The 13,258-nt window shown below is 39.6% G+C and carries 11 protein-coding genes; all 11 read right to left on the bottom strand.

Annotation, left to right across the window (positions count from 1 at the left end):
- Positions 1-10: 10 nt before the first annotated feature.
- On the bottom strand, positions 11-1,012 hold the full coding sequence (locus RB604_RS07230; RefSeq protein ID WP_005926397.1) for a T9SS type A sorting domain-containing protein: 1,002 nt from the start codon (positions 1,010-1,012) through the stop codon (positions 11-13).
- A complete protein-coding gene (locus tag RB604_RS07225; protein WP_229103553.1) occupies positions 1,012-2,727 on the bottom strand; it encodes a T9SS type A sorting domain-containing protein in 1,716 nt (571 codons plus the stop codon). The genes RB604_RS07230 and RB604_RS07225 overlap by 1 nt, the downstream gene beginning before the upstream one ends.
- Positions 2,728-2,801: 74 nt before the next feature.
- Positions 2,802-3,164: a DUF3244 domain-containing protein gene (locus RB604_RS07220; protein ID WP_005926403.1), complete on the bottom strand. Its 363-nt coding sequence runs from the start codon at positions 3,162-3,164 to the stop codon at positions 2,802-2,804.
- Positions 3,165-3,302: 138 nt separating this feature from the next.
- A complete protein-coding gene (locus RB604_RS07215; protein WP_055293454.1) occupies positions 3,303-4,997 on the bottom strand; it encodes a tetratricopeptide repeat protein in 1,695 nt (564 codons plus the stop codon).
- Between the two features lie 256 nt (positions 4,998-5,253).
- Positions 5,254-6,693 (bottom strand): HAMP domain-containing sensor histidine kinase, encoded by a 1,440-nt coding sequence (locus RB604_RS07210; protein ID WP_005926412.1) that lies wholly within the window; start codon positions 6,691-6,693, stop codon positions 5,254-5,256.
- A 72-nt stretch (positions 6,694-6,765) separates the two neighbouring features.
- Positions 6,766-7,893 carry a hypothetical protein gene (locus RB604_RS07205; RefSeq protein ID WP_005926415.1) on the bottom strand — a complete coding sequence of 376 codons (1,128 nt, stop codon included), beginning with the start codon at positions 7,891-7,893 and terminating at the stop codon, positions 6,766-6,768.
- 102 nt (positions 7,894-7,995) lie between these two features.
- Positions 7,996-8,697 (bottom strand): hypothetical protein, encoded by a 702-nt coding sequence (locus RB604_RS07200; RefSeq protein WP_373133219.1) that lies wholly within the window; start codon positions 8,695-8,697, stop codon positions 7,996-7,998.
- A gap of 68 nt (positions 8,698-8,765) precedes the next feature.
- Complete coding sequence (locus tag RB604_RS07195; protein WP_007478863.1) at positions 8,766-9,338, bottom strand: K(+)-transporting ATPase subunit C; 573 nt, start codon at positions 9,336-9,338, stop codon at positions 8,766-8,768.
- 11 nt (positions 9,339-9,349) lie between these two features.
- A complete protein-coding gene (gene kdpB, locus RB604_RS07190; protein WP_005926424.1) occupies positions 9,350-11,398 on the bottom strand; it encodes a potassium-transporting ATPase subunit KdpB in 2,049 nt (682 codons plus the stop codon).
- A 24-nt stretch (positions 11,399-11,422) separates the two neighbouring features.
- Positions 11,423-13,129, bottom strand: a complete 1,707-nt coding sequence (gene kdpA / locus RB604_RS07185; protein WP_005926428.1) for a potassium-transporting ATPase subunit KdpA — start codon at positions 13,127-13,129, stop codon at positions 11,423-11,425.
- Positions 13,130-13,153: 24 nt separating this feature from the next.
- Positions 13,154-13,234 (bottom strand): K(+)-transporting ATPase subunit F, encoded by an 81-nt coding sequence (kdpF, locus tag RB604_RS07180; RefSeq protein ID WP_122282111.1) that lies wholly within the window; start codon positions 13,232-13,234, stop codon positions 13,154-13,156.
- Positions 13,235-13,258 lie beyond the last annotated feature (24 nt).

Below are 13,258 nucleotides of genomic sequence, written 5' to 3'. Positions count from 1 at the left end.
TAGTACAGCTCTATTCTTTCATCATCTTAAAGATCGCTTCTCCTTGAGAAGATTTATTTCTATATAAAACAAAATATACACCTTGTATAAGGTTCGAAACATCAATCTCACTCATCGGAACTCCCACATATTTCACAAGCCGTCCTCTGGAATCGTATATAGATAAAGGAAAAATATCACTCATACCATCTTGCACAAACAAAATATTTTCTACCGGATTCGGATAGAATGGCGCATTCTCCATTTTAACAGAGGGAGGGATAGATGTAGCCACTTTCGCAGTGTATAAAGTGTCTTCACACTCAACTGTTCCACTAAAATTATAGGAAAAAAAGCGAAAACAACGATCCCCATCATAAAAAGGCAAAAGACCAATTCCTTTGTCCGCATCAACGTCAGCCGTAAAGAACGAAGACACTGCATGGCCTGTAAAAGACACATCTTGCTCCAAACAATAAATATTTTCCATTCTATCAGAAGTAATCTGTATCGTCATGTATGCGTCATCATATATATTCCATTGGGCATCGTAGTTACTCCAGGTTACATCCAACACTCTAACCTTCGGTAAAGAGGGAAGTAAATTTATATAAAAGTCTCTATCAAGTTGTATTTTTCGTCCTTGATACTCTCCCGAAAAGGTTACTTTCCCTTTAAAATAAACTGAGCTATCATTTTCTATCGTGTATCTTCGATACTTGGGATCAGAATATCCATATCCTGCCAATGAATTTATCACAATCCCATAATCCAATGAAGCTGCATCTTTCACTTTTACGTAATTTCCCTGCTCTACTTCGACCCCAAAACCCCATTCGCAAACATTCGGAATTATGATCTTCCCCCAATTATCTACAACATGAAAAGCACAACTATCATCCAGTAATAAAGCTCCGTACTCATCTAAAGAGATATCACTCGATTTTATTACAGTTCCAGAAAGAGTATAATTATTTTGCGTATAGACACTCAAAGAACAAGTAACAATCAATATAAAAACCAAACATTTCATCACTGACACATTTTTCGGGTTACTGTTTTGCCATTCGTATATGTAAGTGTTACGATGTATATTCCTTTTGACAAACAACTAACAGATTCATAATTATCTGTTCGAAGAACTATTCTCCCCTGTATATCCCTTACTTCTATTTGTGCAATTTCTGAGTTTATAACCTCTTCTTGTATTAAAGTAGAATGATTTAAGAGTTCCATCTGATTTGGAATTTCTACAGTATAATATACTTTTCCCTCATTATTACTTAATTCCATATCAACCCAAGACATTCCTATCATAAAAATACGTTTAAACCTGAGATGAGCAATATAAGGTTCATAATAAAAGTGCGTATTGACTATATCTCCAAATTCTTCAGACTGTTCTACATAAAGATAATCAGCCCCATCATATATCACAGTGATATCAAGATTATAATATCTTGTTCCAGAAATTGGAGTTATAGAATCCACTTTCACAGAGATAAAGGTTGGTTTAGTACTAAGATACACATGAAATACTTTAGACACCTCCTTACCACCAACAATAGCATTCAAGCTTATTTTACCCTTAATATCACCGTTTACATTTTTCCTATATTTAGCTAATTCATCCACTTTATCTATTGCAAACTCAGAAGATTCTCCCTTTTTTATGAGAACATAATCCATCTCGTTATTCAACAATTCATATTTCCACGAATACTTTATTATATTTCCGGAAGGAATCTCCGCACGAAAACTATAACCTCGCGTCGCAGAAGCCATCCCCGTATTATCAATACCATCTGCTACAATTTTCAACCCTTTTTCCGGTTCTTTCCAACCAATTGTCTCAAGAACTTCCTGTGTTTTTCTATCTACTTGCTGATTCTTGTCTCCAATTCTCATATTGTATGACATCAAATCCCCTGTTGTATCAAAATAACTTAGATAATTATAGCCCTGAAATTCCGGTGAAGCATATAATTTAAGATTCTCATTATTAGTAGTTTTATAATAAACATTGTTTCCTGTTACAAATGAAACAAGTTCCTGACTCGTACGTCCATTATTAGGCATTTCATTTAAACACACGTTATTGGAATTTATAACAAAATCATCAAAAGGAGAAAAGCATCTTCTTACAAAAAAAGTAATACCTTTCGTAGAATTATCAATGACAGATGATCCAAATCCTAATGACATCGCAATAGCACGTAACATTGCCGTTGTAAGATTCTTCTTATTTATTGTTTCTCCACTAAAGCTATAATCCCAATCCACATCGTCATTTATTTTAATTATAGCATCCTCTACATTTCTTTTATCATCTGACAAAAAGTTCATAAAATAGCTCTGAGAATACATTTTAGTAGTACCTAACAAAGACGTATATCGTACCTGAGCCTCAAAATCCTCTGCTCCCACCCCCATTTTCTCTTTCTCAAATTTTAGAACAACTTTCTTAGGGATATACAACTTTTCTTCCCACAATTGTGCAGCAACTTTTATACAGCATTGCATTTCTTCGCTCATTCCCGCTTCACATTGTACTTCAATAATCCCTCCAAAATCACTATTAGAACGTTCTGTTCGTAACAAGCAAGGCTTTATGGTTTGCAAAGCTGTTGAAGCAGTATCAAGACGCCCTTTAAAAACCAAAATCGTATCTTGTTGAGCTATCAACAAACCGATGCTCTGTGCCATCAATAGAACGATTAATATCGGCAAATGCTTCTTCATCATCATATTATTATTAAAAGGTAGTACACTAAAATTAAAAAGAACTATTTCAATTCAAACCATCCATAGATATATCCACCTTATGAATTTGAAAGTTCCAATAAATAAACTCCGGGAGTATAAGCATCAATAGGAATACAATATTTCCCAGGAATATCGATCAAAAGGGAATGAGAAAGAAGTATTTGATTCTTGCCGACAATGGTCACTGTAATATCACTACCCACTTCCATAAATTCTAATATGAGAATGTCTTTTTCAAGAGAAGCAATGACAGGTATATAAGGAATAGAACGATGGTCACCTTCATCTCCAAAATCATCGCCTTTCCAATGACCATCTAAATTGATTTTCCCAAACGATGTAATAACAGGATTATTCCTTTGTGCAAAAGCCGTACAGTTAAGACAAATCAATAATAATAGAATAGCACGTGTTTTCATTTCTTCAGTGTTTTTTAATTATGCTACAAAGCTAAGTAATTAATCTGTACCTATCGCAAACACAGAGGTAGACAGGTTATAATACTATAAATCAAAACATTGTGTCCAATAAATACATATTTAGTGGACAATTTCAATTTAGCTTTCTTGCATTTTTTGAAGAAATTCATTTAAAGATTCCTCTTTCTTTAGCCTCAAGCGCTCTTTCAGCCGGGATTTTGCTTTGAAAATAGTACGAATATCCTTACTATCAAAAACGACCATCAACTCTTTAGAGGTAAATCCTAATAATATAAACGCCAAAAGTTCAATATCATGTTTTGTCAATTGATTATGTTCTTCTTTCAATTTAACGAGAAGATCTGCATGTAAGCAATTTGCCAAATTAAATATTTTATCCCATTCTTTAGAAGTCAGCTTTTCGGCTATGACGGTTCCATTCTTCAATATCTTCATAAGTTCGCTCACATCTACTTTACTACGAAGTTCTACATTTTCCTGAGCGAGTCGGTTTATTTGATAGGTCAGGTCTCTGACTTTGGAACCCGTCTCCTTTGTTTTTTCATCGTCCTGTTGTTTATACCTGTTTATTTCATTCAAAAACACAGCAATCTGCCTGTTGTTTTTCTCCAATGATTTTTCGATCTGTTTTATTTGTAATTTCGCTCGCCAATACCTATTATAAAAATAATACGTTACACCCAAAAATAAAATGGATACCACTATAGATCCCAATTGCAATATCCTGTTTTCCAATTTAATCTGTAGCTTTTCTTTTTCTAATCTTTCTCTCTGATATCCTGTTTGAAGACGCATCAGGTCTTCCCTTTTTTTCTCATTTTCAGCAATATATAATAGTGAATCGGACTTTTCTTTCAAAGTTAAAGCTTGTTCATAGTCATGTCTGGTTTTGGCTAACCCCGCCAAACAGGCATAAGCGTCAGAACGGGTAAACAAACTGCGGCTATCCAGACAGCATTTTAAATATTCTTCCGCCAACTCTTTCTGCCCCATCAGTTGATATAAACGCCCCAAAGACATATAGTGCATTGTAAGTCTATCTTCGCGAGGTTCTTCATCAATTATTTTTAGAAAAATTTCTTCGGCTTTAAGATATTCTTTTTGAAAGCTATACATCATTCCCAACATTTTAGAAGCCCCTATTCTCAACAAGACGGGATTATCCGAAAGTAGTTGCAAACTCTTTGTCGCGCACTGATAGACACTATCCATCTCCTGTTTTAGAAAAAAAGAACTTCCCATCGTCTGATAGGTATAAGCAACCCCCAATGTATCTTTTGCCCGATAATAGTAAACAATAGCCAGCCTGCAGGTATTGATAGCCTCATCATAAAGCGATTGTTCACGATTTAAAATCGATATATCTGTAAGCAGTAATCCCATGATTTTGTATTCCTCCGTTTTTTCCAAAATGTGCCGGGCATCCAAAATAGTTTTCATTGCCCGTGACGTTTCCCGCTTTCCTTGAAGCACCCGCCCGTAATAATACAACGCTTTGCCGTACTTTCGTTTATTACCGTTTTTCTTGAAATAATCAACAGCAAAAGTGATGGAAGAATCGACAGACATATCCATATAATTTTTATCACGTGCCTGTGTCAACAACAACACATAATCTGCCCGTTTTTTGTCAGACAAATCATCAGGATCGGATATTCCACTCAACAAATGCCAAGCACTGTCCGGATACATCTCCATACACGATTCTGCCCGTTGAAGAGTCGTCACAATCTCATCCGGCCTGGAGACACACGACCAGAAAGCTACAATAAAAAGAGATAAAAGGGTAATGGTGCTTCCGTTCTGTTTCATTTGTGCATTGCATTAATTATTCCAACACTACAAAAATATAAAAAACGGAACAAACCTCCTCCTTTATCTCCAATTTATCTCAATATATGTATGACAATGATTATAGATTATAAAAGAACAAACAGCATTTTTTCACCAGACAAAAGAAAGTTTATATTCAAAGAAAAGGAGGTTTCCCCTTGATGCCTTGTAGAAACCTGTTAGTGTAGTCCGATACCCGGCACTTAAGGCGAAACGACATAGGAATAGTCCCGAATCATGCCTTTAACCGGATTACAAATCGGCTTCCTTTCCCCAGCTCACTCTGTACAGTCAGAGTTCCGCCATGCGCTTCTACAAAATCTTTAGAAATAGACAGTCCTAATCCACTCCCTTGTACCTTTGTTCCGGGCACACGGAAATAACGGTCGAAAATACTTTGATGATAACGCGGATCGATACCTTTACCAAAATCCTGTACATAAAGTTCCACATAATTTCCATCCTGTTGTGCACCGATAACGACACGGCCATTTTCTTTAGAATAACGGATGGCATTGCTCAGCAAATTGGTAAGCACCCAAGCTATCTTCTCACTATCTACGAACAGTTTACTAATTTTCTCTTCCGGATATTCCACCTCAATCTGTATATTAAATTTATCAGCTTGCACCTGATTTGCCTTGATTGCATATTCTATCAGTTCAATAGGCTTAGTGATTTTAGGCATCATTTGCAATTTTCCGGCTTCCACTTGCGTCATATTCAGCAACTCTCCGGTGATTTCAAGCAGACGCTGGCTATTTTCTTTAATGCTTTTAGATAATTGCCCCTGTTCTTCATTCAAAACTCCCACACGTTTGTCCTCCAACAACTGAAGACTCATCATGATAGCGGAAATAGGAGTTTTCAATTCATGGGAGATCGTAGAAATAAAGGTGGTTTTAGCAGAATCCAATTCTTTGAATTCCGTAATATTCTTCAAAAGAATGACATCCCCCAACCTATGAGGTTCACCTTGCCCAACACCGGTATTATTAATAGGAATATAGGAAGCCTTGAAATAACTTTCTTTATTGTCGGCATATATCTTTAATGGTTCTTCCTTATTTCCGGGAGTTACCAGTTCACGAATCAAACGGCGGAGCAGGTCATTCTTCAATGATAATTCCTCTGCCGACTTACGAATGACATTTTCCCTTTTCAAGTTAAGAACATTCAATGCTTCATTATTGATGAAAAGAATCTCGCGTTCGGTATTCAAACCGATGATCGGTTCATTGATACTATTTACAATAGCTTCCAAGAACTTTTTGGCTGCAAGAATATCGGCCAAAGTGCTGGCCCGGTATTCAGTCAAACGTTCCGCCATGCGATTGAAACTGTCGGCTACTTCACGAAATTCTTCATTTCCTTTCATCTCGAGCCGTTTCTCATAATTATGGTTGGCTATCTCAAGAATTCCCTGTTTAAGTTCTTTTATAGGCCGACTGATGGAGCGAGGAAGCCAAAACAACAAAAAAAGTCCCGTCAGGATGCAAATTCCTCCCGTGACAGAAACCCACAGCAAAGCGCGTTCCAGCCCGGGCATAGCTGCCGGACTATCGGGCTCGGTAGCTGTCAATATCTGCAAATTAACAACAGAAAGCGTCACCAGCAGGATAATCATGCCTGCCAACATTCCAATACCCAAAAGTAATTTCGTTTTTATATTCATAATAAATAATTTAGTAATGTGTCAAATATGCCAATGTGCCAATTAAAGAAATCGGGTACATCTGCACATTATCTATTCCACTGCAAGTATAATCAAATCTACGTTCGCTTGTGCTAAATCAGCCAAAAACTTTTTATAACCGAATACGGTAGAAAAGACTTTCGGTATACGGAGATTCGGGCTCCCCATACAAATTGTGGTAATCTGCTTTTCACGGCAAACATCGACAATACTTTTCAATATGTCTTTCGATTGTACCTGCACAACCTCGCCTCCCAATTCCGCCACCAATTTAAAATGATTCAACAGATATCGTTGGCTTGCTAAATCAATTCGATCCATACTCTCACGCGGAGTCTGCACATAAAGTGCAATGAAAGAGGTATTATAACGGGTAGCGAGCCGCGCCACCTTACGAATGATCCGTCTCGGACTTTTTTCATGGCTACTGATGCAAGCCATAAAACGTTCATGCCGTATCCCGACGCTGGCTACCACCTCATTTTCCACTTTCTTCTCGACACGCAATGCTACCTCTTTTAATGCCAACTCCCGAAGCTGAAGAATGTTCTCGGTTTTAAAGAAATTATTCAAGGCCATCTCTATTTTTTCCGGACGATAGATTTTTCCGGCCTTCAAACGGGTTATCAGCTCTTCGGCAGTAAGGTCGATGTTCACCACTTCATCCGCTTCTTGCAACACACTATCGGGCACCCGTTCTTTCACCTCAATGCCACAAATATCCTGCACTTCTTCATTTACACTTTCAATATGCTGAATGTTAATAGCAGAAATCACATTTATGCCTTCGTCAAGCAGAGTCATTACATCCTGCCAACGTTTTTCATTTAAACTCCCTTCCACATTAGTGTGGGCGAGTTCATCCACAACAACAATCTCCGGGTGGATACGAATGATGGTTTCCAAATCCATCTCTTCCAGTTCTTTACCCTTATAAAAGATTTTCCTCCGGGAAATCACCGGTAGACCTTCCAACATTGCCTCCGTACCGGCACGCCCATGTGTCTCCACATAACCAATCCGCACATCCACACCATTATCAAGCAGTTCACGCGCTTCTTGCAACATTCGATAAGTTTTACCTACCCCGGCAATCATTCCGATGTAAATTTTAAACTTCCCCCGGCGCGACTTCTTTATCAGGTCCAGAAAATGTTGTACACTTTCTTCTCTCTCCATCCTATATCTATTTAAGAATGACATAGCCCGTAACAATAATCACTATTGCTACGAGCCCTACAACTAATTCATGAGATTCTCAAAAAAATGTTGAAATCACAATCAAGGTCTCAACGTTATCCCAAATACCAAATGGGCATCCTCCATGCGGGGATTCCAGATGGCCTGCGCAAAAACAGGTAATGAGAATTTATCCGTAAGCCGAATGGCCGTAGTTCCTTTCAATGCTACATTAGTTACAGCAAAACCATTACAATTATATTGTCGAGCCGCCTTGTAAGGAACAATACCACAAGTTACATTCAAATCTACTGATTTTAAAGAAAACGGATAATTGAATTCGACATAAGAGGAGTAATTCTGCTTTTCCTCACCTTTGTCGTTCAGTTTCTTGTCCATACCAGCAAACATGGTATACCATGCAATAGATAAAGGAAACTTTTCGACCGGTAACGTGTAAGCTAACCCAGCCTCAAAATGGTGAGCCGTTTCATGACTTTTAAAGTTAAAATACTTTCCACGTCCTTGACCTGCCCACCAAAGATCGGCAACCGAGAGAGTAAGACCACTTTCACCAAATGTATAAGCAGCTGTCAGATCAATCTCTTTATTTGCCATCCCTTCGGTGGATGCATACCCGTCAAAATCAGTAGATCCCCAAGCTGTCAGCGAAAATCCCCCGACACTGAATGCCAAGGTCGGTTGAAAACTCGCTCCTGTCTGATACATACCACGCCAAACATAAGAACTGACAAGATCTCCCTGAACTGTAAATTCCTGTGCATTCGCATTTGTTATCCCCATGAAACCAGATACTGTAACAGTTAATAAACTAACAACTAATTCTTTACTAAAAATCTTCATACCTTAAACTATTTTTTTGCTTCTTCCAAAGCTACATTCAACTTTAATACATTTACTTTCTCTGTCCCAAAAAGCCCCAACAAAGGTTTTTCCACGGATTTATCTACAATCGCCCTTACCGCTTCTTCGCTTAAGCCACGTGCCTGGGCCACTCTTTTTACTTGTACGTAGGCACAAGCCGGAGTAATATTGGGGTCCAAACCCGAACCACTGGCCGTCACCATCTCAGCAGGCACCTCACTACGCTTCAAATAGGGATGATGAATCAGGAAAGAATCGATACGTGCCTCTACTTCGGCCAAATACTCAGGATTAGTAGGCCCCTTGTTGCTACCGCCGGAACTGGCAGCGTCATAACCATCGCCGGCACACGAAGGACGGCTCCAAAAATAAATATCTTTTGTAAAAGCCTGCCCTACATTAGCAGCTCCGACAACTTCACCATTTAATGTTACAACTTCCGCATTACCGTTGTTAGGGCCGGCAAATTGTGCAAACAGCCACAAGACAAAAATGTAAAACACAGAAAAAAATATACAGAAGGCAAGAGTTATTTTTAATGATTTCAATAAAGTTTTCATTACTACACGATTTAGAAGAATATACTAACCACCATATCTATTAATTTAATACCCACAAAAGGTACGATCACGCCACCCAAACCATATATAAGCAGGTTACGGCGAAGTAACGCACTGGCGCCTATCGGTTTGTATTGTACTCCTTTCAAAGCCAACGGAATCAAAATCGGAATAATAATCGCATTAAATATGACAGCCGAAAGAATGGCGCTTTCAGGACTGTGCAATCCCATAATATTCAATGCAGCCAATTCAGGGATGGCCACCATAAACAATGCAGGAACAATTGCAAAGTATTTGGCAACATCATTGGCAATGGAGAAAGTAGTCAGCGTACCCCGAGTCATCAACAACTGTTTTCCGATTTCCACGATTTCGATCAATTTAGTAGGATCATTATCAAGGTCAACCATATTTCCAGCCTCTTTTGCTGCCTGTGTACCGCTATTCATTGCCACTCCCACATTGGCTTGTGCCAAAGCAGGAGCATCGTTCGTTCCGTCTCCCATCATTGCTACCAATTTACCGGATTGCTGCTCTTTTTTAATATATTCCATCTTGTCTTCCGGTTTGGCTTCTGCTATAAAATCATCTACTCCGGCTTTCTCTGCAATGTATTTAGCAGTCAAAGGGTTGTCACCTGTCACCATTACAGTCTTCACTCCCATTTTACGCAGACGTTCAAAACGTTCCTGAATACCCGGTTTAATAATATCCTGCAATTCGATGACACCATTCACTTTCTGGTCTACACAAACCACTAACGGCGTACCACCATTACCGGAAATAGATGCAATTACCTCTTCCACTTCTTTCGGAAATTTATTTCCGGCTTTCTCTACCATCTGACGAATCGCATCAAAAGCCCCCTTACGGATCTGAGTCCCATCGGCCAGATTAACACCCGAACATTTGGTCTCGGCTGTAAATTTAATCATATGAGCACCCGTCGTATTCAGATTTCTCATTCGGAGTCCGGATTCGCGCCCCAACTCTACGATGGATTTTCCCTCCGGAGTCTCATCGGATAAGGATGCCAATAAACAAACTTCAATAAAGCTACGCTCATTGATACCGGGAGCTGCGTGAAATCTGGTCGCTTTCCGGTTACCTATGGTAATTGTCCCGGTTTTGTCGAGCAGCAAGGTATCGATATCCCCTGCCGTCTCAACAGCTTTACCCGACTTCGTAATCACATTTGCCCGCAAAGCACGATCCATCCCGGCAATACCGATAGCGGACAATAAACCGCCAATAGTAGTGGGAATCAAACAAACGAACAAAGAAATGATTGCGGCAATGGAAATCGTTGTGCCCGGATGGTCGACATTCGTATAATCGGCAAAAGGGATCAAGGTTATACAGACAATTACGAAAACCAATGTAAAACCTGCCAATAAAATAGTCAATGCAATTTCATTCGGCGTTTTCTGACGGGTAGCACCTTCTACCAATGCAATCATTTTATCTAAAAAGCTCTCTCCGGGTTGTTGTGTAACCAACACTTTAATGTTATCAGAAAGCACTTTCGTACCACCGGTTACAGAACTTTTATCACCTCCGGCCTCTCTGATTACCGGTGCCGATTCTCCAGTGATCGCACTCTCATCGATAGAAGCCAACCCATCGATTATTTCACCATCGGCAGGAATCGTATCCCCTGCCTCACAAATGAAAATATCACCTTTCTTCAATTTCGAACTGCTTACTGTCTGTACTTTATCTCCTACGAGTACCTTTGCGGGAGTCTCTTCACGGGTCTTACGCAAACTATCGGCTTGCGCCTTTCCTCTCGCTTCGGCAATAGCCTCGGCAAAATTGGCAAACAATAAGGTAATGAACAGTATCACAAACACGACAAAATTGTATCCGAAAGTACCGTATTCTGTTGTTCCCAATGAAAGGATCGTGACAGCGAGCATAATGGCAGTCACTATCTCCACGGTAAACATAATCGGATTCTTTATCATCATCCGTGGGTTCAATTTCACGAACGACTGCTTCAAGCTTTCCATAACTTGCTCCTTTTGAAATAAAGAAGCGGATTTATTATTTTTCATACTTTTCTTTCTCCTTTTTACTTTTTATAAGCTAAAATGTTCGGCAATCGTGCTCAATGCGTGTACCGGGAAGAATGACAAAGCAGCCACAATGAAAATAACAGCAAAAGTCATAACACCAAAAGTTGCCGTATCCGTTTTCAAAGTACCTGCACTCTCCGGAATGAATTTCTTTTGAGCCAGTAACCCGGCGATGGCCACCTGACCTACAATCGGAATAAAACGACTCAGAATAAGTACTATACCGCATGAGTAATTCCAAAAATAAGTATTATCTCCCAGCCCTTCGAAACCGGAACCATTGTTGGCCGCAGAAGAAGTATACTCGTAAAGCTGTTCGCTCAATCCATGAAAACTTGGGTTGTTCAACCAGCCGCCTTCACTCGTCACGAACTCCGGATGATGTGCGTACAGGTAGCTGGATAAAGCCGTGCCTACCAAAATCACAAACGGATGAAGCAATGCCACAATGGTCGCTATTTTCATTTCGCGGGCCTCTACTTTCTTTCCTAAAAATTCCGGTGTACGCCCTACCATTAATCCACTGATAAACACTGCTATAATAATAAAAGTGTAATAATTCATCCAACCTACACCGACACCACCAAACCAAGTATTGATCTGCATATTCAACATCTCGATCATACCACTGAGCGGCATGGTAGAATCATGCATACTGTTGACAGAACCATTGGATGTGACCGTAGTCGTTACACTCCAAAGTGCACCGGAAGCCGCACCGATACGTACCTCCTTGCCTTCCATCGCTCCGCCGGCCTGAGAAATTCCCATCTCATCGATACGGGGATTTCCTCCCATTTCCTGACTTACATTAATAAAGACTCCGATTAAATATGCAACCAGCATTACACCAAATATGCTATACGCTAACTTTTTCCGTTTTACGTAGAATCCAAAAGCAAACACCATTGCCATCGGGATAATCAGAATAGACCAACACTCCACTGCATTTGTGAGGAAAGTCGGATTTTCCAAGGGATGTGAAGAGTTGACGCCAAAATAGCCACCCCCATTCGTTCCTAATTGCTTGATAGGTATAATAGCAGCCGCAGGACCTTGTGAAACCATCTGTTCCTGACCTTCCAAAGTAGTAACTTTCATCTTTCCGTCAAATCCCATCGGAGTTCCTTGTAGAATAAGAATGAAACCTACAATTAAAGAAAGTGGCAGTAAAATACGGGTACAACTCACCACAAGAAATTGCCAGAAATTACCGATAGTCTTGGTCGTTTTAGCAGCCATCGCTTTCATCATACCCGCCATGGCCGCCATACCGGTTGCCGCCGTAATAAACTGGAAGAGCATGATAACGAATAGTTGTGTGAAGTACGTCAATCCGCTTTCGCCACTATAGTGCTGCAAATTACAGTTCACCATAAAGCTGATGCAAGTATTGAATGCCTGATCAGGAGTTTGCGGACCGTTTCCATCGGGATTCAACGGTAACCATCCCTGACTGACCAAAAGAACCATCCCCCAGAAAAACCAGAAAGCATTCAAAATCAATAATGCCTTTAAAAACTGTTTCCAGTTCATTTCCTCCTTCGGATCGATGCCGCATACCTTATAAATTAATTTCTCCACGGGAGCCATAAAGTCCGACCACGTCTTCTCTCCCTTATAAACCCTGGCAATGTATTTTCCCAATGGATAGGCCAATACCACCATCAGGACAATTTGCAAAGCCACACCTAATATTTCTGTATTCATTGCTTTAATACGATAAAAAGTAGTTTAAAACTTTTCGGGTCTGATGAGCACATACATCAGATAACCGAAGATTGCGATACCTATTACAAATAGTATTGTATACATAATTCTAATTCTCCTCTTTCTAAA

Source organism: Bacteroides salyersiae (assembly GCF_031172035.1).
Lineage (GTDB): Bacteria > Bacteroidota > Bacteroidia > Bacteroidales > Bacteroidaceae > Bacteroides > Bacteroides salyersiae.
The sequence above is the reverse complement of the archived record's forward strand: the minus strand, read 5'-3'. Positions and strand labels throughout refer to the sequence as shown.